The sequence below is a fragment of the Catenuloplanes indicus genome, from assembly GCF_030813715.1.
Classification (GTDB): Bacteria; Actinomycetota; Actinomycetes; order Mycobacteriales; family Micromonosporaceae; genus Catenuloplanes; species Catenuloplanes indicus.
Genome location: NZ_JAUSUZ010000001.1, coordinates 1,094,521 through 1,113,878 on the forward strand (window position 1 = coordinate 1,094,521; position 19,358 = coordinate 1,113,878).

A 19,358-nucleotide genomic window follows, 5' to 3' on the forward strand; every position below is an offset into this window, starting at 1 on the left:
AGAGCCTAGCTTCGATGAAACGCTCCCGAAACGAGCACCTGGGAGGAACCCGTGCGCCGCACCGTGCCGCTCCTCACCACCCTGGCCCTCACGCTCGCCGCCGCCGGTTGCGGCTCCACCGGCGACGGTGGCGGCGACGAGCCCGTCCGGATCGGTCAGATCGTCTCGCTGACCGGCAACTACTCGCCGCTGGGCAGCGAGAACCAGAAGTCCGTCGCGCTCGCCGTCGACCGGATCAACGCCGCCGGTGGCATCGGCGGGCGCCGGATCGAGCTGACCGTCCGCGACGACCGGAGCGCCCCCGATCAGGCGGTGCTCGCGTTCAACGAGCTCAAGGGCGACTCCGACGCGATCATCGGCTCGCCGTTCTCCAACTCCGCACTCGCGGTCCTGCCGCTCGTCGACCGCGAGGAGATCCCGTACATCTCGCTGACCCCGGCGGACGAGCAGGTCCAGCCGGTCCGTCCGTACGTGTTCGTCGTGCCCGCCACCTCGGCCACGTACGCGCAGGCGGCACTGGAGTTCTTCCAAGCCACCGGCGTCAGCCGGCTCGCGGTCGCCTACGACGGCCGCAGCAGCTACGCCACCGCCGGTCTCAAGGGCCTGCGGAGCACATCCAGCGGGTACGGCGTGAGCCTCGCACCCGTGGAGGAGTTCCAGACCGGCACCACCGAGTTCGGCGCCGTCCTGAACAACGTGCGCTCCTCCGGTGCGCAGGCGCTGATGGTCTGGGCCACCGGGCCACCGGCCGTCGCGCTCACCAAGCAGTACGCCACCGCCGGCCTGGACATCCCGCTGGTGCTCACCGGCGCCCAGGCCAGCAAGCTGTTCCTCGACCCGGCCGGCCCGGCCGCCGAGGGTGTCACGATCGCGCATTCGATCGGCGCGGCCGGTGCCGCGCTGCCGCCCGGCGAGCAGAGGACCGCAGCCGACGAGCTGACCACCGCGTTCACCGAGGCGCACGGCTACCCGCCGCCGCAGTTCGCCCAGGACGGCTGGAGCGGCGTGCGGCTGCTCGCCGCCGCGATAGAGAAGGCCGGCGGCACCGACCGCGCGGCGGTGCGCGACGCGCTGGAAGGCCTCACGCTGACCACCCCGAACGGCACCTACCGGTACTCCGCCACCGACCACAGTGGGCTGACCACCGAGTTCGTCGTGATCAGCACGGTACGCGGCGGTGCGTTCGTACCCACCGAGTTCTCCGCGGCCCGGCTGGCCACGATCGGCGGCCGGTGATGGCGGCCGGCGCCGCGCTCGACGTCGCCGGCCTCACCCGCGCGTTCGGCGGCGTGCACGCCGTGCGCGAGGCGGGCCTGCACGTCGCACCCGGCGAGGTGCGTGCCGTGATCGGGCCGAACGGGGCCGGCAAGACCACGCTGTTCGCGCTGATCGGCGGCCAGCTCGCCGCGGACGCCGGTACGGTGCGCCTGGACGGCCGCCGCATCGACCGGCTGCCGCCGCACCGCCGGGCCGGGCTGGGCGTGGCCGTGGTGTTCCAGGCCGCCCGCGTCTTCACCGGCCTGACCGCGCGGGAGAACGTGATGGTCGGCGCGCACGCCGTGACCGCCGCCGGCTTCGTGGCTGCCGCGCTGCGGCTGCCCGTTCACCACCGGGAAGAACGGCTGATCCGGGCGCGCGCCGACGAGTGCCTGGCCCGCACCGGTCTCACCGCGTGGGCCGACCGGCCCGCCGGTGAGCTGCCGCTCGGCCAGCAGCGCGCGCTGCAGCTGGCCCGCGCGCTGTGCGGGCGGCCCCGGTTGCTGCTGCTCGACGAGCCCGCGTCCGGGCTGCGGGCGGCCGAGCGGGAACGGCTGGCCGGGCTGATCGCCTCGCTGCGCGCGGACGGGCTGACGATCCTGCTGGTCGAGCACGACGTGGCGTTCGTGATGCGGCTGGCCGACCGGATCACCGTGCTGCACCTGGGCCGGGTCATCGCGGACGGCCCACCGGCGCGGGTCCGCGCCGACCCGGCCGTGATCGCCGCGTACCTCGGCTCCACGGTGGAGCGGCGGGCCGCGGCATGAGCGCGGTCCTGGAGGTCCGCGATCTGAGCGTGCGCTACGCGGGCGCGACCGCGCTGGACGGCGTCTCGCTGACCGTGTCCGCCGGCGAGCGGGTCGCGCTGATCGGGGCGAACGGCGCCGGCAAGACCACCCTGGTCCGCGCGGTCTCCGGCCTGGTACGCCCGGCCGCCGGCACGGTGACCGTGCACGGCCGGCTGGCGCAGGTGCCCGAGGGCCGGGAGGTCTTCGGCGACCTCACGGTCGACGACAATCTCCGGCTCGGCGGGTGGCGCAACGGCCGCCGGGGCCGGGACACCACGGCGGTCTACGAACTGTTCCCCGGCCTGGCCCGGCTGCGGCGGCGGCGTGCCGGCACGCTCTCCGGCGGGGAGCAGCAGCTGGTGGCGATCGGCCGGGCGCTGATGGCCCGCCCGGACGTGCTGGTCGTCGACGAGCTCAGCCTCGGCCTGGCGCCGCTCGCGGTCGCGGAGATCACCGGCCACCTGCGCACGCTCGCCCCGGCGCTGCTGCTGATCGAGCAGAACGCCCGGCTGGCGCTGGAGCTGTGCACGCGCGGCTACGTGCTGGAGGCGGGCCGGGTCGCGCTGGCCGGTGACGCGGCCGGGCTGGCCGCCGACCCGCGGGTCGCCGCCGCCTACCTGGGCGGGCACGTGGCGGTGACGCCGTGATCGGCTACCTGATCACCGGGCTCGGCATCGGCGCGGGGTTCGCGCTGGTGGGCAGCGGGCTGGTGGTCATCTACCGGGTGACCCGGGTGGTCAACTTCGCGCAGGGCGCGCTGGCCGTGCTGGCCGCGATGCTGACCGCGTCGCTGCTGTCCGCCGGGCTGCCGCACGGCGTGGCCGAGACGCTCGGGGTGCTGGCCGGTGCGGCCGCCGGGCTGCTGACCGGCGTGCTGGCGATCGGCCGGCCGGGCACCGCGCCGGGTGCGTCGCTGATCGTCACGCTGGGCCTGGGGCTGCTGGCGTACGCGGTGGAGATCCTGATCTGGGGTGACCAGCCGCGCTCGTTCCCCGGGCTCGGCGGCGCGATCGACGTGGCCGGCGCCCGGGTGCAGGTGCACTACCTGCTGATCGTCGCGGTCGCCCTTCCGGTGTTCGCGGCCCTGGCGCTGTTCTTCGCGCGCACCGACCTCGGCAAGGCACTGTCCGCGTGCGCGTCCAACCCGTACGCGGCCCGGGTGGTCGGTATCGACGTGCGCCGGATGGGGCTGCTGTCGTTCGCGCTCGGCGGCGCGCTGGGCGGGCTGGCCGGCGTGCTGACCATGCCGGTGCAGCAGGTGAGTTTCGACAGCGACGTGGCACTGATCGTCAACGGGTTCGCCGCGGCCGTGCTCGGCGGGCTCACCCGGCCGGGCGTCGCGCTGGCCGGTGGTCTGCTGCTCGGCGTGGCACAGACCGTCGTGGCCGGGTACGGCGGCGGCGCGTACCGGCTGGAGGTGGCCCTGGTGGTGTTGCTGACCGTGATGATCGCGCAGGCCGTGCGGACCCCGCCGGCCCCGGAGGCGGCCGGATGAGGACGGGCTGGATCGCCGCCGGGCTGCTGGCGCTGGCCGTGCCGGTGCTGCTGCCGGAGCGGCACCTCGCGGTGTACGTGCTGCTCGCGCTCACCGCCACGGTCGCGGTCGGCGTGTCGATGCTGATGGGCTACGCCGGGCAGGTGTCGCTGGGCCAGGCGTCGTTCTACGCCATCGGCGCGTACGCCGCCGGGCTGCTCGCCGTGCACGGATGGCCGCCGCTGCTCGGGCTGATGGCCGCCCCGCTGGCCGCCGCCGCGGCCGCGCTGCTGGTCGGCGCGCCGCTGCTGCGCCTGCGTGGGCACCACCTGGCCTTCGCCACACTGGCCGTGCAGCTGATCCTGCTCGGGCTGCTCAGCCGCGGCGAGTGGGCCGGCGGCGCGATCGGCCTGCAGGGCATCCCGCGGTTCTCGCTCGGCGGCGTGGAGGTGCGCGCGGATCGCGGCTACGCCTACCTGGCGCTGGCGGTGCTGGCCGCGGTGATGCTGGTCTACCGCAACGTGGTCGTCTCCCGGGTCGGCCGGGCGCTGCGGGCCGCCGCCACCGGGGAGGCCGCCGCGGCCGCCTGCGGGGTACCGGTCGGCCGCTACCGGCTGGCGGTCTTCGCGCTCTCCGCCGCGTTCGCCGGGCTGGCCGGCGGCGTCTACGCGTTCTACCTCGGCTACCTGTCGCCGGGCTCGTTCCCGGTGCTGCTGTCCATCGAGTTCGTGGTGATGGCGGCCGTCGGCGGCCTGGGCACCGTGGCCGGCCCGCTGGTCGGTGCCACCGTGATCACGCTGCTGGTGCAGGCGCTGACGCTGCTCGGCACGCAGCCCGGCATGCCCGGGTACGCCCCGGCCGTGCTCTCCTACGCCGTCTACGGCCTCGTGCTCGTCGTCGCGGTGCTCTACCTGCCGCGCGGCATCGTCCCGTCCATCCGGCGTTCCTGAGGGGAAGATCATGAAGCTGACCGGCAGGGTGGCGATCGTGACCGGCGCCGGGCGCGGGCTCGGCCTGGCCTACGCGCGGGCGCTCGGCGCGGCCGGCGCCGCGGTCGTGTGCAACGACGCCGACGAGGCGAGCGCGGCCGCGGCCGCCGCCGGGATCGAGGCGGCCGGCGGCCGGGCGGTGGCCGAGCCCGGCGCGGTCGGCCCGAGCGAGGTGGCCGAGACGCTCGTGAAGCGCGCGGTGGCCGCGTTCGGCCGGCTGGACGCGCTGGTCACGAACGCGGGCGTGCTGCGCGACCGGATCCTGTGGCGGATGACCGACGACGAGTTCGACGAGGTGGTCGCCGTGCACCTGCGCGGCACGTTCACCTGCGTGCGGGCCGCGGTGCGGCAGCTGCGGGCGCAGGGCGACGGCGGCCGGATCGTCACGGTCGGCTCCCCCGCCGGGCAGCGCGGCAACCCGGGGCAGACGAACTACGCGGCGGCCAAGGCGGCGATCGTCGGCATGACGCGCACCTGGGCGCTGGAGTGCGCCCGCGACCGGATCACCGTCAACGCGGTCGTACCGGTCGCCGCGACCGCGATGACCGCGACCATCCCCGCGTTCGCGCCGCACGTGACGGCCTGGCGGGACCGTGGCGTGCCGCTGCCGGACTGGCTGCGTACCGGGGAGGGGTTCGGCACCGCGGAGGACGCGGCCGGGCTGGTCGTCTTCCTCGCCTCCGCGGCGTCGGGCGGCATCACCGGGCAGGCGATCGGGATCGGCGGCGACCGGCTGACGCTCTGGACGCACCCGGCCGAGACGGTGGCCGCGCACCGCGGCGGCGGCTGGGACGGCGACGGCATCGCCGCGGTGTGGGAGCCGCTGTTCGGCGCGGCCGTCCAACCGGTCGGCATCCCGGCGCCCCGGGAGCCACGGCCGTGACCGGCTACGCCGCGATCGACATGCACGTGCACGTGGAGGTGTCCGCGGCCGGGCACCCGTCGCTGCCGGCGCACCTGATGGCCGCCTCGGCCGCGTACTTCAAGGTGGCCGGTGGGGCGCGGCAGCCCGGGGTGGACGAGATCGCCGCCTACTACCGCGAGCGGCGGATGGCCGCGGTCGTGTTCACCGTCGACGCGGAGACCGCGACCGGGCATCCGCCGATCTCCAGCGAGGAGATCGCCGAGGCCTGCGCCGGGCACGCCGGCACGCTGATCCCGTTCGGCAGCGTCGACCCGTGGCGGGGCCGTGCGGCGGTCCGGCAGGCCCGCGGACTCGTCGAACGGCACGGGGTGCGCGGTTTCAAGTTCCACCCGAGCCTCCAGGCGTTCGCCGTCAACGACCGCATGGCCTACCCGCTGTACGCGGAACTCGAGGCTCTGGGGGTGGTCGCGCTGTTCCACAGCGGGCAGACCGGGATCGGGGCCGGCACCCGCGGCGGTTCCGGGATCCGGTTGCGGTATGCGAACCCGCTCGACCTCGACGACGTGGCCGCGGACTTCCCGGACCTGCGGATCGTCATCGCGCACCCGTCGTTCCCGTGGCAGGACGAGGCGCTGGCCGTGGCCACCCACAAGCCGAACGTCCACATCGACCTGTCCGGCTGGTCGCCGAAGTACTTCCCGCCGCAGCTGGTCCGCTACGCCAACACGCTGCTGTCCGACCGGGTGCTGTTCGGCTCCGACTTCCCGGTGCTGACGCCGGACCGCTGGCTGGCCGACTTCGCCGCGCTGGACATCAAGCCCGAGGTGCGGCCGGGGATCCTGCACGGCAACGCGGCCCGGCTGCTCGGAATCGGGGTGCGGCCCGATGCGTAACCAGGGTGTCGGGTCGTGGGCGGCCCGCCGGGCCCGGATGGCACCGGACCGGGTCGCGCTGATCCACGAGGGACGGTCGCACACGTACGGCGAGGTGGCGGCGCGGGCCGGCACGCTGGCGCACCGGCTGGCCGGGCTCGGCGTGCGCCGCGGCGACCGGGTCGCCCACCTCGGGCCGAACCACCCCGCGTTCCTGGACGCGCTGTTCGCCACCGGCCTGCTCGGCGCCGTGTTCGTGCCGCTGAACACGCGGCTGGCCGCCCCGGAACTGGACTACATCATCGACGACTGCGGCGCGCGGTTGCTGCTGTGGTCACCCGCCTGCGCCGCGACCGTGGCGGGACTGCGCACGGGCGCGCGGGCCGTACCGCTGGACGACGTCCCCGGGGTGGCCGGTGAGCCGGCCGACGTGGACGTGACGGACGCCGAGACCTGCATGATCATGTACACCTCGGGCACCACCGGCCGGCCCAAGGGCGCCATGCTCACCCACGCGAACATCGCCTGGAACTGCGTCAACCTGCTCATCGACGTCGACCTCAGCGGCGACGAGGTCACGCTGGTCAGCGCGCCGATGTTCCACGTCGCCGCGCTCAACCAGACCGTGCTGCCCACGTTCCTCAAGGGCGGCGCCTGCGTGCTGACCGGTGGCTTCGACGCGGAGGCGACGCTCGACCTGATCGCGGCGCACCGGGTCACCTGCCTGTTCGGCGTGCCCGCGATGTTCGCCGCGATCGCCCGCTCGCCGCGGTTCGGCACCGCCGACCTGAGCTCGGTGCGGTCGCTGCTCTGCGGCGGCGCTCCGGTCCCGGAGCCGTTGATCGCCACGTACCAGCGGCGCGGCCTGACGTTCCTGCAGGGGTACGGGATGACCGAGTGCTCCCCCGGCGCGCTGTTCCTGCGCGCGCCGGAGAGCGTACGCAAGGCCGGGTCGGCGGGCACGCCGGTGTTCTTCGGCGACGTGCGCGTGAGCACGCCCGGCGGCGGCGACGCCGCGCCGGGCGAGACCGGGGAGATCCTGGTGCGCGGCCCGACCGTGATGGCCGGTTACTGGGGGCTGCCGGACGAGACCCGCGCCGCGCTCGGCGACGACGGCTGGCTGCGCACCGGCGACCTCGCGGTCACCGACACCGAGGGTTTCGTCTACGTCCGCGACCGGGTCAAAGACATGATCATCTCCGGCGGGGAGAACATCTACCCGGCCGAGGTCGAGGCCGCGCTGCTCGCCCACCCCGCGGTCGCCGAGTGCGCCGTGGTCGGCGTGCCGGACGCGCGCTGGGGCGAGGTCGGCCGGGCGTTCGTGGTGTCCGCGTCCGCGGTGGACGCCGCCGAGCTGCTGGCGTTCCTGGACGGCCGGATCGCCCGTTACAAGATCCCAAAATCCGTCGTGTTCACCGAGGCCCTGCCGCGTACCGCCTCCGGCAAGGTCGTCAAGGCGCGGTTGCGCGCGCCCGTCCCCGATCGGAGGACCCCATGACCACCACCGTGCGCGGGCTCGGCGAGCTCGCCCGGACCGCCGGGCTCGACCTCGGCCACAGCGACTGGATCGAGGTCACCCAGCAGCGGATCGGTACGTTCGCCGACGCCACCGGCGACCACCAGTGGATCCACGTCGACCCGGCCCGCGCCGCGACCGGCCCGTTCGGCGGCACCATCGCACACGGCTACCTCACGCTGTCCCTGGTCATCCCGCTGTGGACGTCGCTGCTGGCGATCGAGGACGTGGGGATGGCGATCAACTACGGCCTGAACCGGGTGCGGTTCCCCACCCCGGTCCCGGCCGGGTCGAAGGTGCGGCTGCACGCCAGGGTCCTGCACGCCCGGGAGGTGCCCGGCGACGGGGTGGAGCTCACGGTGGCGATGACCGTGCGGTGCGAGGGGGCCGAAAAACCGGCCGTGGTGGCCGAGGCCGTCTACCGCTACTACCCCCGCTGAGGCCGCGATCCCCGCGCACGGTCAGTGCTCTCGAGGACGATGAGAGTCCCGGCCCGGCGCTGGCGGACGTGCTCTGGGAACTGTCCGCGGTGCTGGCCGAGCGCGCTCACGTCCGGGCGGTCATCGACGACCTGGAGACCGCGCAGCTCGGCACCGGACCGGCCGCGGAGACCGTCGACCGGATCACCCTCGGTCGTGCCCGGGTGCGGGAGATGGACCAGGTCGTCGACTCCTACGCCGGTCACGTCGACGTCCTGGCCTCCACGGTGAGCGACGTCGTCCGGGAACAGGAAGCGGCTGACCGGTACGAGTCGGCGCTGCGCAACTCGGACTTCCTGACCGACCCGGCGTCCGGCCCGGCCACCGGCCCGTCCGCGGCAGCCGAGCTGGCCGAGCGGATGGCGGCCGTGCTCGACGCCTACCGCGACCTCACCCGGCGACAGTCCGGTCAGGCGCGGTGCCACTTCTGGTTGACGGTGCCGCGGCACTCCCAGATCTGCAGGCGCGCGCCGTACTCCGGGTTCCAGTCCTTGATGTCGAGGCACTTGTCGGCCTGCGGGTTGACCACGTCACCGGCCTCGGTGAGCACCCACTGCTGCGCCGGGTTGCCGCTGCAATGGGCCAGCTGGACCGGTGCGCCGTCGTCCCTGGAGCCCCAGGCGACGTCCATGCACAGGTTGTCCCTCGTCATCAGCGTGCCCCCGACGAACGCCCACCGCTGCGCGTCGGTGTTGTTACAACCCCAGAGCTGCAGGTGTACGCCGTCCGCGAAGTTGGCGTCCGGCACGTCGAGGCAGTCGCCCTGCCAGTTGCTGACGAGCGTGCCGAGGGTGGACGGGTCCGGCTCGGCCAGCGCCCCGGCCCGCAGCCCCTCCTCCGCGGGCGGCGCCGGCTGCTGGGGTGCGGCCTGGGTCTCCTGCTGCTGCGGCTGAGGCTGCGGCTGCGCCGGCGCGACCGGTGGGGTGCCGTTGCCGTGGAACGTCACCGTGAAGCCGGTGCACTCGCCGCACTCGAACATCGTCTGGTTGCCGGCCATCGTGTCCATCTTGGACCAGCTGTACGCCTTCGGGCACACGCCGGCGACCGCCCGGCTGTAGTCGGTCTCCGCGTCCCGGTTCGGGTTTACGCAGTTGATCGCGCGCCCGCCGCCGTCCCGGACCAGGTTCGCCGCCGGGCAGCTGGGCAGGAACGGCTTCGCGCAGCCAGCCACGCCGCAGTGCTGCGAGCCCTCCTGCGGCGCCGGCCCGCCGGTCGGCGTGATCGTGACCGGCAGTGACACCGCGTTCACGTAGCTGATGTTGTACCACACCGCGGACAGCGCGTCGGACGGGTCGAAGTTGAACTCGGCCAGGCTCACCGGCTGCTCGGAGTTGATCGCGCAGTGGTCGGCCGCGTTGCCGCAGTCGCCGACCTCGCAGTGGAACGTGCTGCCGGACTCGCCGGTGCACCCCTGCCGTGGGAAGAACTTGCCCCGCCAGTGCCCGGGCCCGGAATTCTCCGGGATCTCGATGGTCGCCCGCTGCCCCGGCTCCAGGATCGGCAGGCTGCCGAAGTTCTGCGACCCGTCCGCGTTGACCGTGCTGCCGACCCAGATCTTCTCGCCGCTGTCGTTGACGAACGTGACCGTGTGGTTCGCCACCGCCTGCGCCTTGGACTCCCCGGTGAACCGGTCGGTGAGCCCACCGATCTGCGTGCTGGCGACCAGCAGAAGCACCGCGACGGCGGTCAGCACCGCGGCCAGCGTGCTACGGCCCACCCATGAGGAGAATCTAACCGGCATGACACTCACTCTCACCGGGAACGGTGCGCGGGGTCTACGTCCCCGAAAGGGGTCTACGGGGTGACGCCCCGGTTCCGCCACGATCGGACCGGACGGTGCACGCGGCCGGTCCGGCCCCACGGGCGGGCCGGCGATGGACAAGCTGCCGCATTCCGAAACTACCGGCCAGGGTCGATTGCGTCCTCTGCGGACGGAGTTCGTGAAGCGGATCGATTCTGGGAGGGCGACGACGTGAGCGGCGACCGGATTCCGGTGCAGATGTCCGAGGAGGGGGTCGCGCCGGTGGACGCGCGGCCGGCCTTCACCCTCGACGAGGGCATGGCGGACATCAAGCGGCGGCAGAACCCCGCGAAGATCAAGTATCGGGACGCGACCTTCCTGTCCGCGACCGTGCCGGTCGACCGGGAGCGTGCGAACGACCTGCTGCCCGCGGGCGTGCGGATGGCCGAGGACTCGACCGCGCTGGTCTTCGTCGCCGACTACCCGTGGACGAACTTCAACAGCACCTACCGCGAGGCGGCGATCTTCCTCAACGTCAGGCACGGGCCGTTCCGGGCGGCACACTGCCCGTGGATCGTGGTGGACGACGACGTCGCGCTCATCGGCGGGCGGGAGACGCTGGGCTTCCCGAAGAAGATGGCCGAGATCGACTGGGCCGTGACGGACGGCGTGGTCACCGCGTCGGTGCGCCGGCGCGGGGTCGAGCTGCTGGCGATGACCGGCACGATCGGCGACGCGGTCACCAGCCTGCCACCGATCTTCAACCAGCCGTTCCGCAACGTGCTCGGCACGCTCGGCATGTCGGTGCCACGCCTGGTCACGTTCAGCACGGTGGACGAGCCGATCGCCCAGCACGACGCGAACGTGCAGCTCAAGGTCGGCGGGTCGTACACCGACGCGCTCGACACGATCATCTCCGGCACGCCGCTGGACGGCCATTTCCGCCGGATCAACATGCGCGTCGGCAAGCTGCCGGTGCCGGTCGGCCTGGTGTCGCCGACCTTCCTGATCCGCACCCACCCGCTGCGCGCCGTGTGACGGTCCCGGCGGCGCGGCGGGCGTCCGGAGCGGTCAGCGGGGTTCGGCGCGGCACCACCGGTCGTGCGCCGGGCGCTCGCCGCTGACCAGGAACGACTCCGCGGCGACGGCGCGGTCGCCGAGGGCCCGGCGCATGCTCCGCGCACCGGCGCGCGGCGTACCGGGGTCGCGGTCGGTACCCGCCGCGCCGGCCGGTCGGCTCGAGCGCACCGATCGGCGACGCGTCGAACCGGCGCGCGAAGACGCCGGAGAACGTGGTACGGGCCGCGACGAACGGGCCGCCGGCCGAGATGACGGCCTGCCTCGTCACGGTGAACTCCCGTTCGTCCAGCGACGGGTCGTCGGCCGACAGATCCTCGTCCCCGCTGCGGCCCACCGGACCCGCGGCCGGGGGCGCCGTGGCCGGCGAGTCCCCGGTGGACGATCCGGTGCAGGCGCCGAGCGCCGCCGTCGTCGCCGCGCCCGTGAGTACGGACAGTGTCCGGCGACGGGTGAACAGCTGGGGGATCTCTGCTTCCGGCATCTCTACCTCTCATCGGGCGGGGCGAACCCGGCCCGGGTCCGCGGCGGCGACGGCTTCCGAACGTGACCGGCCCGTCACCACAGGGACGTTCCGCCGCGGTCAAAGGTTCGAGAATCCGCGACCCGCTGGTGCGACCCGGCGGGTTGCCGTCGCGGCGACCGTGAGCGGCGGCGGCCTCAACGGGCCGAGTTCGACGCGGCGGACGGGCAGGTGACCCGCGTGACGATCTCGTCCTGATGCCCGCCGTGTGCCCGGCCGTACCGTCAGAGCCGCCAGCGTGGCCGGTCGCCGGGCGGCGTGCCGGGCCGCGGGCGGAGCCGGAGCAGCAGCAGCGCGCCGGCCAGGACGAGCAGGTCGACGGTCAGCAGGACCGCGCTCAGCGGGTCGATGCCGTGCTCGTGACCGGCGGCGGCCGGGCCGGCCGCGGGCGGCACCCCGGTGCCGACGCTGAACCGCACCACGCCGCTGCTCTCCCGGCCGTCGGCGAGTTCCACGTGGTAGACCGCGGTGAACGTGCCGGCGCCGTCGAGTCTGACCGGGAGGGTCAGCGCGCGCGGGGAGCCGGCACCGAGTTCGCCGGCGGCAACGGCGGCGCCGGTGTCGTCCTGCACGGACAGGTGCGACCGGTACAGGTCCGGCCGTCCGGCGGTGCGGATCACCACCTCCCCCGGCGGCACGGTCAGCGCGGCACCGTCCGCCGGGGCGGTCGCCACGACCACCCGGTCAGCGGCCCGGGCGGACGCCGGTGCCGGCAGCGGCGAGGTCACCGCTGCCAGCACCAGGACCGTGAGCAGGCGCCGTGCGATCACCGTGCCACCGCGGCCGGGCGGGACGCGGGTGCGGCGCAGGAGCACGCCATCCGCTCCAGTTCCGCCGCGTGGGGCCGCAGGTGCAGGTACATCGCGATCACCATCGGGACGAAGACGACCGAGTTGTAGAACAGGTGCAGCTCGACGCGGGGCAGCACCAGTTGCAGCACGCTGGTCGGCACCGCCTCACCGGCCAGGAAGCGCCCGGTCTGCGCCTGCAGCAGCAGGAGAAGGTGCTCGATGTGGTGCCAGAACTGGATCGCCAGCGCGATCGTCCACCAGGTGCGGGCCCGGCCGACGAAGCCGGGGCGGAGCAGGAACAGGCCGATCAGCATGACGAGCGCGTACAGGTAGTGCATCCACTCGGAGCTGACCAGCCAGGGCCAGAACTGGCCGAGGACGCCGCGGGACTGCGGGCGCGGCCAGCCCAGCACCCAGATCTGGTACGCCTGGACGAGGTGCTCGGCCCAGTGCGCGAGCACGACCACCATGAACAGGTTCAGTGACAGCCGGTGGTGGCGGTGGTTGAGGCTCTCGACGACGGACATGCGGTCGCTCCGGGGTCAGTGGTTGTAGGGCATGGTCGGGAACCAGCCGATGCCGAAGCGCGCGGGCAGCCGGATGTCCCAGTAGACGACCGTGAACACGCCGAGGCCGATCAGCAGCGCGGCGGTCAGCAGCGTGGTGCGCCGGGGGCTGCCGGCCAGCCAGCGGACGAACCGGCCCCGGGTGCCGAGCACGAGCAGCACGAACACGCCGGTGACCAGGACGATGTTGCCCAGCGACTGGAGCACGAACGCGGCCGCGCCGTACAGCGGGTTGTGGGTGTCCACGGCCCAGTGGAAGAGCTTGTTGAACATCGGGTACGGCCGGCCGATGAGGAAACCGCCGATCAGCGCGCCGAGCGCGACGACGCGGCCGACCGGGTGGTCGCGGAAGACGTCCGGGAGTACACCGAGGGCGGCCAGGCCGAGGTAGACGAGGGCCAGGCCGATGATGCCGAAGACGACCGCGGACTGGATGAGCCGCACCGGGACGCCGCCGGCGGTGGCGGTGGACAGCTGCGGCAGGCGCGGGCCGAGCAGCACGCCGACGAACCCGTAGACGGCGGAGACGGTGACCATGCCGACGGTGAGCCAGGCGGCCGGGCGCAGCATCAGCATGACACCGCTGCGGCCGGAGTGCGCGGCGCCGGCCTGGCTCATCGGGCCGACCGCGGCGGCCATCGCGATGTTGCAGGCGGTGAACGTGCCGGCCAGCCCGGAGACGAACGCGAAGATCAGGCCGGCCGCGGTGCCGGCGATCGCGGTGTTGCGGGCGTCGCGTTGCAGGACCGCGTTGGCGACGTTGTCGCCGATGACCGAGTCGACGAACTCGAACGACCAGAGCACCGCGAGCAGCACGCCGGCCGCGGCGCTCCAGGCGACGATCCGCCCCCGGCGCAGCGGCCGTTCCGCGGTCGGCGCCCCGGCGTCGAGCGTTACCGGATAGGACATGGCTCCCCTTTCCTGAAGGGCCGGGAGGGCGCGGGGCGGCCACGCCCTCCCGGTGGACGCGAGGTCAGCGGGTGACGGGCAGCGCGACCGCGGCGGGCGGCGGCGCGGGTCGCAGGTCGGCTCCGCGGCGGCGCTCCAGGAACCACGTGCCCCACCAGAAGAGGCCGCGGGCCAGGCAGACCAGCGTGACCGCGAAGAACAGCGTGTAGACGACGTTGAAGACCATCAGCACGCCGTAGACCATGGCGACGGACGAGCCGAACATGAACTGCATCCGCGGGGTCGACGGCGTCGTACCCGGGTCGGTGATCATGTAGTTGGTGAACAGGATGAACGCGACGCCGGTCATCGGCACCAGCGCGGCCCACAGCGACACGTCCCAGATCCAGTGCCGCAGCAGCGCCTGGATGACGAACGCGCCGACCCAGCCGACGATCAGCGGGACCTTCTTGGTGAGCATCGCGTTCAGCACGGTGCCGGCGGTGAGGATGATGATCGGCACGCCGAGCCGGATCACGTCCGGGACGTTCTCGGTGAAGTGGTACGGCGGCGCGATGTTCACCCAGGAGAACGCGAGCAGCGTGATCGTGATGCCGAAGTTCGACGGATTCATGAAGTGCCGCATCCGGCCCTTGATCGGCGCCTGGAGCACCGCCTTCTGCCCGACCGCGACCAGCACGGCGAACGCGATCGGCCAGAACATGTCGTTCGCGTAGAGCAGCATGTTCGCGGCGAGCGCGGTGATGTGGGTGGGCAGCAGGAACGTGTAGAGGCCCCACGCGCCGTTGCCGCTGTAGGCCGGCGGCCGGTGCTGGGCCCACGCCGCGACCCGCTCGATGGCGATCTCCGCGGTGTAGCCGACCAGCAGCGCGAGCAGCGGCCAGGACCACGGCTGCTCGAAGCCGAGCACCGTGTACCCGAGGATGTTGAAGATGCTCATCGAGATCGCGAAATTGCGCAGTGCGAGGTAGCGCGGGTCGCGCCTGTCCACCCGGGGTGGTGCGGGCGCGGCCGGCGCGGCAGGTGCGGCCGCCGGTGAGACCGGCGCGGTGTCGAGGGTGCGGGTTTCGCGCTTGACGTCGGTCATGACGCGGTCACCTCCTGGGCGGTGCCGGTCAGCACGAGGTCGTGCCAACCCGCGGTGAGCTGGAGCTGCTGGGTGCGCTGGGTGCCGTCGCCGTCCCGCCAGCGGATCTCGGTGCTGACCGGGCTCGCACCCTGGTCGCCGAGGCCGAAGAAGACGTCGAAGCTGCGTTTGCCGGAGTGGCCGCCGCCGCCGTCGAGCTGGCCGAGCTGGACGCGGCCGTCGGCCGTGGTGATCCGCACCTGGGCGCCGTAGGCGGGGCTGCCGGGTACGGACGCGCCGTCGACCGGGCGGTAGAGGCGCAGGCCGAGGAAGTCGCCGGCGGCGGTCAGGTCGTTGCGGTAGAACGCGGGCGGGCCCCACTGCCGGGCGACCACGAAGTCCTGGGCGCCGTCGCCGTCCGCGTCGCCGACGCCGACACCGCGGGTGGGGGTGTCGATGCCGAGGCCGAGTTCGGCGCTGACGTTCGCGTACCGGCCGTCGTCCTCCGGTGCCCAGAAGGCCAGCGGGTTGGACCCGGCGATGTCGTCGCCGGGCTCCGCCTTCGGCCACATGTCCGGTTCCTGGAGCATCAGGTCATTGGCCATCGCGAGTTCCTGGAGCCAGTTGAACCGGTTGATGGTGCCCTTGACGAAGCCGCAGCTCTGCACGATGGCGAGCCGTCCGCTGTTGTCGAAGTCGGCCATCTTGGCGTCCCAGCCCCAGCCGACCCAGGCGAGGTTGGTCCGGGCCGCCTCGTTACGGAACGGCGCGACGCCGTCCTCCAGCGCGCGGCGCGCGGCCGCGGCGTCCGGCGCCGTGTTGCGCCAGACCATGTTGCTCTCCTCCAGACCCCAGGACTCGGTGATGTTGCTGACGAACGCGTCGAACCGGCCGGTGCCGCCGAGGTCGGCGAAGTCGATCGCCATGCCCTTGAACGAGTCGTGGCCCATCACCAGCGACTTCGGGGTGAGTGCGTCGCGGCGGCCCTCGGCCAGCGCGAACCTGATCCGGCCGGGCTCGGAGACGTTGTGCAGGAAGCGGTCCTTGCCGAAGTCGTTGGCCAGGTACAGCTCGGGCAGCAGGTCACCGTCGAGGTCGGCGGAGGACGCGCCGAGCGTCCACCCGGTGGACACGGCCGGGTCGAGCGCGACCTGCTCCTGGTAGTTCACCGAGGGGTCCGCGCCGGCCCCGGCCGGGGTGGCCGCGGTCCAGCGCAGCACGTGCGCGCCGCCGGCGTTCTGCGCCCGGGACATCGAGTGGTTCATCTGCACGTTCGGTGCGCCGTGCGGGTCGAGGACCTGGCTGTCCGGGAAGTAGTTGAACACGCCGATGTCCGGGTGGCTGTCGCCGTCGAAGTCCGCGACCGCGACCGCGTTGGTGTTCCACAGCGGCCCGTGGTACCTGCCGTCGGTGCCGGTGGCCTGCGGCACCAGCTCGGTGGCGAGGAACGTCTGCCGGGTGAGCGCGGCACCGGCGCCCCGGTGCAGGAACACCACGGGGGTACGGCCCCAGTAGTAGACCAGCGCGTCCATGTGCCCGTCGCCGTTGAAGTCGCCGGGCGTGCAGCCCATCGGCGCGATGGCCGGGCCGGTCGGCAGCGGCGCCGGGTCGAGCACGAACGGCGCGTAGCGCGGGCCGCCGGCCGGTGCGGGCGTCACGATCACGGCGTCGCTGCGCGTGTCGACCAGGCAGAGGTCGTTGGCCAGGCCGTCGCCGTCGAGGTCGTTGATCGCGGCCGCGGCGCCGACCGACGAGACCCAGGAGCGGATGTGTTCGTACTTCGGGTTGACCTCGCGCACGCTGCGCTCCGGCAGGCCCGGCGGCATCGCGATCGGCATCGCGCTGAACGCGTAGCGGGACGCCACCGACGCGCGGGTCTCCGCGGAGGCCGTGGGCAGCCGGGCCAGCCCGTACGAGGCCGCGACGAGGACCAGGACGAACAGGATCGGGGTGAGCCGGCGGAGGAGGCCGGCATTCTGCGATGGCAACGATCCCCCTAAGGATGTGGAACGGAATGCGAACGGTTCCGAGATTGCCGGACGTTCGCTATCGGTTCTTCTCGGAAATTGCTCGCCAGGAGCGTGCGCAATTGCGCCATCAGAAACAACGGACCGCTATTCGGCGGCCGGGGAAATGGTCATCGGAAGGCCGCCGCGCATACGCAGCGACAGCATCGGTTCGCGGACGACCGTATGCCCGGGAACCTTCGTCAGCGTCAACTCCCGGGCGAGCATCGCGATGACGAAGGTGGCCTCCATCATGCCGAGATGATTGCCGACGCAGAATCGCGGCCCGGCGCCGAACGGGATGTAGGCGTAGCGGGGGCGGTCACCGGCGTCCCGGGTGAACCGGTCCGGGTCGAAGCGGTCCGGCTCGGCCCAGAAGCGCGGGTGCCGGTGCAGCGTGAACGGGCAGATCAGCACGTCGGCACCGGCCGGGACCGGGTAGCCGCCGATCACGTCCGGGGCCAGCGACATCCGCGGCAGGATCCAGACCGGCGGGTAGAGGCGCATCACCTCGTTCAGCACGGCCGCGGTGTACGTGAGCCGGTGCAGGTCCTCGAAGACCGGCGCGCGGTCGCCGAGTACGGTGCGGGCCTCGTCGCGCAGCCGGTCCCGTACCGTGGGATGGTCGTCGATGAGGTGCAGCGTCCAGCTCAGCGTGCTCGCGGTGGTCTCGTGCCCGGCCAGCAGCAGCGTGACCAGTTCGTCGCGCAGGCGCTGCCGGCCGACCCGCGGATCGGTCTCGGCCCGGGCCGAGGTGATCAGCCGGGACAGCACGTCGTCCCGGTCGGCGGTGCCGTCCGCGCGCGCCGCGACCAGCCGGTCGACGATGCCCGAGAGGCTGCGCCGGGCGCGGCGGAACCGCAGCTGGCGCGGGAGCGGCACCCACGCGGGCACCGTGCCCAGCGACTCCAGCTCGAACATCGCCTGGTCCTGCACCGCGGCGAAGTCGTCGCCGATCGAGCCGAACGCGCCCAGGTCGGCGTCGAGCAGGGTGCGGCCGAGCACGCCGAGCGTGAGCGCGGTCATCTGCTCCATCACGTCGACCGGTGCGCCGCCGGTCCGCCGGAGCCGTTCGACCAGCCCGGCCGCCTCGTCCGCGACCACCGTGGCCTGCGCGGCGATCCGCCGGCTCTGGAACGCCGGCTGGATCACCTGGCGCTGCTTGCGCCACAGCGCGCCCTCGCTGGTCAGCAGCCCGTCGCCGAGGGCGCGGCGGGCGTGGGTGAGGCCGATGCCCTTGTGGTAGTTGGCCGCGTTGTCGGCGAGCACGTGCTTGGCGTGGTCCGGGTGGTTGAACAGGTAGAGCGTCTTCGGGCCGACCGGGATGCGCACGGCGTCGCCGTACCGGCCGGCCGCGTCGGTCATCATGCCGAGCCGGTCCCGGCTCATCACCATCAGCATGCGCAGGGCGGCGCTGCGCGGCGGTCCGGGCGGGACGGCGCGGCCGGGCGCGGTGAGCGTCACACCGTCACCTCCGACCGGGCCTTCTCCACCAGCCGGAACCGGCCACCGTGGAACAGCAGCGCCTCCTCGCCCGGCACGCCGTGCTCCGCGGAGAGCACCCGGCCGAGGAAGATCGTGTGGTCACCGCCGTCGTAGGCACGCCACACCTCGCACTCGACGTAGGCGATCGCGCCGGAGATCAGCGGCGCCGCCGTGCACCGGCCGGGATGCCAGTCCACGTCGTCGAACTGTTCCCGGCCCAGCGGCCGGGACCGGTCGGCGAACCAGCGCGCCACCCCGGCCTGGCTCGCACCCAGCACCGACACCCCGAAATGCCCGGCGGTACGCAGTGAGTCGTGCATGACGGCCTGGTGCTCGACGCAGACGAGCACCAGCGGCGGATCGAGCGAGACGGTGGTGAACGAGTTCGCGGTCATCGCGTGCGGGACCGGCCCGCCGACGGTGACCACGGTGACGCCGGTGGCGAACGCGCCGTAGACCTTGCGCAGCCGCCGGCTGTCGTCCGTGGACTGATCGATGCTGGTCACGCCGGCCTCCTGGCTGCCGCGGCGGTGTACGGGGCGAGCGCCCGGGCCAGCGGTTCCGGCACCCGGGCCGGAACCGTGCGGGTGTTCGGCCCGCGCATGCAGGCGACCCGCTGGGTGCCGCGGGCGACGAGGGTCTCGTCGCCGGACGGGTCCAGGCGCACGTAGTCGAAGCCGAACTCGACCTGGGTCTGCGCCAGGTCGATCAGCCGCATCCGGATGGACAGGTCGTCGAACGCGGTGATCTCGGCGAAGAACTCGCAGTCCACCCGCAGCGTGAACAGCTTGAGGTCCTGCTGCAGGTCGGTCAGCACCTCCGGCGCCAGCGTCTTGAGGAACATCTCCCGGCACCGGCCCTGCCAGCGCAGGTAGTTGACGTAGTAGACGTTGCCGACGATGTTGGTCTCCTCGAAACCGACCGTGTGCAGGTACTCGTAGTAGTCGCTCACGC

The 19,358-nt window shown here is 73.2% G+C and carries 19 protein-coding genes; 10 read left to right on the forward strand and 9 right to left on the reverse strand.

Annotation, left to right across the window (positions count from 1 at the left end; genetic code table 11):
• Positions 1-51 precede the first annotated feature (51 nt).
• From J2S42_RS05245 to J2S42_RS05285, 9 genes are read left to right on the forward strand one after another with little or no spacing between them, the layout of a single operon-like run.
• Positions 52-1,236: an ABC transporter substrate-binding protein gene (locus tag J2S42_RS05245; RefSeq protein ID WP_307235749.1), complete on the forward strand. Its 1,185-nt coding sequence runs from the start codon at positions 52-54 to the stop codon at positions 1,234-1,236.
• The gene (locus J2S42_RS05250) at positions 1,236-2,024 is read left to right on the forward strand and encodes an ABC transporter ATP-binding protein (RefSeq protein WP_307248627.1); all 789 of its coding nucleotides are present in this window, start codon (positions 1,236-1,238) and stop codon (positions 2,022-2,024) included. The genes J2S42_RS05245 and J2S42_RS05250 overlap by 1 nt, the downstream gene beginning before the upstream one ends.
• Entirely contained in the window at positions 2,021-2,692 is a 672-nt protein-coding gene (locus tag J2S42_RS05255; protein WP_307235751.1) for an ABC transporter ATP-binding protein, read from the forward strand. Before J2S42_RS05250 ends, J2S42_RS05255 begins: the two co-directional genes overlap by 4 nt.
• Complete coding sequence (locus J2S42_RS05260; protein ID WP_307235753.1) at positions 2,689-3,540, forward strand: branched-chain amino acid ABC transporter permease; 852 nt, start codon at positions 2,689-2,691, stop codon at positions 3,538-3,540. The genes J2S42_RS05255 and J2S42_RS05260 overlap by 4 nt, the downstream gene beginning before the upstream one ends.
• A complete protein-coding gene (locus tag J2S42_RS05265) occupies positions 3,537-4,469 on the forward strand; it encodes a branched-chain amino acid ABC transporter permease (RefSeq protein WP_307235755.1) in 933 nt (310 codons plus the stop codon). Before J2S42_RS05260 ends, J2S42_RS05265 begins: the two co-directional genes overlap by 4 nt.
• Positions 4,470-4,479: 10 nt before the next feature.
• Positions 4,480-5,391 (forward strand): SDR family oxidoreductase, encoded by a 912-nt coding sequence (locus tag J2S42_RS05270; protein WP_307235757.1) that lies wholly within the window; start codon positions 4,480-4,482, stop codon positions 5,389-5,391.
• Positions 5,388-6,266, forward strand: a complete 879-nt coding sequence (locus J2S42_RS05275) for an amidohydrolase family protein (protein WP_442320084.1) — start codon at positions 5,388-5,390, stop codon at positions 6,264-6,266. Before J2S42_RS05270 ends, J2S42_RS05275 begins: the two co-directional genes overlap by 4 nt.
• Positions 6,259-7,743 carry an acyl-CoA synthetase gene (locus tag J2S42_RS05280; RefSeq protein ID WP_307235758.1) on the forward strand — a complete coding sequence of 495 codons (1,485 nt, stop codon included), beginning with the start codon at positions 6,259-6,261 and terminating at the stop codon, positions 7,741-7,743. Before J2S42_RS05275 ends, J2S42_RS05280 begins: the two co-directional genes overlap by 8 nt.
• Positions 7,740-8,201, forward strand: coding sequence for a MaoC family dehydratase (locus tag J2S42_RS05285; protein WP_307235759.1), 462 nt, complete (start codon positions 7,740-7,742; stop codon positions 8,199-8,201). Before J2S42_RS05280 ends, J2S42_RS05285 begins: the two co-directional genes overlap by 4 nt.
• A 448-nt stretch (positions 8,202-8,649) precedes the next feature.
• Here J2S42_RS05285 and J2S42_RS05290 read toward each other — a convergent pair whose 3' ends face one another.
• The gene (locus J2S42_RS05290) at positions 8,650-9,957 is read right to left on the reverse strand and encodes a thaumatin family protein (protein ID WP_307235760.1); all 1,308 of its coding nucleotides are present in this window, start codon (positions 9,955-9,957) and stop codon (positions 8,650-8,652) included.
• A 255-nt stretch (positions 9,958-10,212) separates the two neighbouring features.
• On the opposite strand from J2S42_RS05290, the gene J2S42_RS05295 reads away from it, so the two are divergent.
• Positions 10,213-11,019 (forward strand): acetoacetate decarboxylase family protein, encoded by an 807-nt coding sequence (locus J2S42_RS05295; protein ID WP_307235762.1) that lies wholly within the window; start codon positions 10,213-10,215, stop codon positions 11,017-11,019.
• 786 nt (positions 11,020-11,805) lie between these two features.
• Here the strand turns inward: J2S42_RS05295 and J2S42_RS05300 are convergent.
• The 8 genes from J2S42_RS05300 to J2S42_RS05335 form a co-directional block, all read right to left on the reverse strand.
• Positions 11,806-12,351 carry a copper resistance CopC family protein gene (locus J2S42_RS05300; protein ID WP_307235764.1) on the reverse strand — a complete coding sequence of 182 codons (546 nt, stop codon included), beginning with the start codon at positions 12,349-12,351 and terminating at the stop codon, positions 11,806-11,808.
• The gene (locus J2S42_RS05305; protein WP_307235766.1) at positions 12,348-12,899 is read right to left on the reverse strand and encodes a hypothetical protein; all 552 of its coding nucleotides are present in this window, start codon (positions 12,897-12,899) and stop codon (positions 12,348-12,350) included. The genes J2S42_RS05300 and J2S42_RS05305 overlap by 4 nt, the downstream gene beginning before the upstream one ends.
• Positions 12,900-12,914: 15 nt before the next feature.
• Positions 12,915-13,847: a hypothetical protein gene (locus tag J2S42_RS05310; RefSeq protein ID WP_307235768.1), complete on the reverse strand. Its 933-nt coding sequence runs from the start codon at positions 13,845-13,847 to the stop codon at positions 12,915-12,917.
• Between the two features lie 64 nt (positions 13,848-13,911).
• On the reverse strand, positions 13,912-14,934 hold the full coding sequence (locus J2S42_RS05315; protein ID WP_307235770.1) for an enediyne biosynthesis protein: 1,023 nt from the start codon (positions 14,932-14,934) through the stop codon (positions 13,912-13,914).
• Positions 14,931-16,901 carry a CRTAC1 family protein gene (locus J2S42_RS05320; RefSeq protein WP_307235772.1) on the reverse strand — a complete coding sequence of 657 codons (1,971 nt, stop codon included), beginning with the start codon at positions 16,899-16,901 and terminating at the stop codon, positions 14,931-14,933. Before J2S42_RS05320 ends, J2S42_RS05315 begins: the two co-directional genes overlap by 4 nt.
• A gap of 126 nt (positions 16,902-17,027) precedes the next feature.
• Positions 17,028-18,383 carry a cytochrome P450 gene (locus tag J2S42_RS05325; protein WP_307235774.1) on the reverse strand — a complete coding sequence of 452 codons (1,356 nt, stop codon included), beginning with the start codon at positions 18,381-18,383 and terminating at the stop codon, positions 17,028-17,030.
• Positions 18,380-18,910 carry a flavin reductase family protein gene (locus J2S42_RS05330; RefSeq protein WP_307235776.1) on the reverse strand — a complete coding sequence of 177 codons (531 nt, stop codon included), beginning with the start codon at positions 18,908-18,910 and terminating at the stop codon, positions 18,380-18,382. Before J2S42_RS05330 ends, J2S42_RS05325 begins: the two co-directional genes overlap by 4 nt.
• Positions 18,907-19,356 carry an acyl-CoA thioesterase gene (locus J2S42_RS05335; RefSeq protein WP_307235778.1) on the reverse strand — a complete coding sequence of 150 codons (450 nt, stop codon included), beginning with the start codon at positions 19,354-19,356 and terminating at the stop codon, positions 18,907-18,909. Before J2S42_RS05335 ends, J2S42_RS05330 begins: the two co-directional genes overlap by 4 nt.
• Between the last annotated feature and the right edge of the window lie 2 nt (positions 19,357-19,358).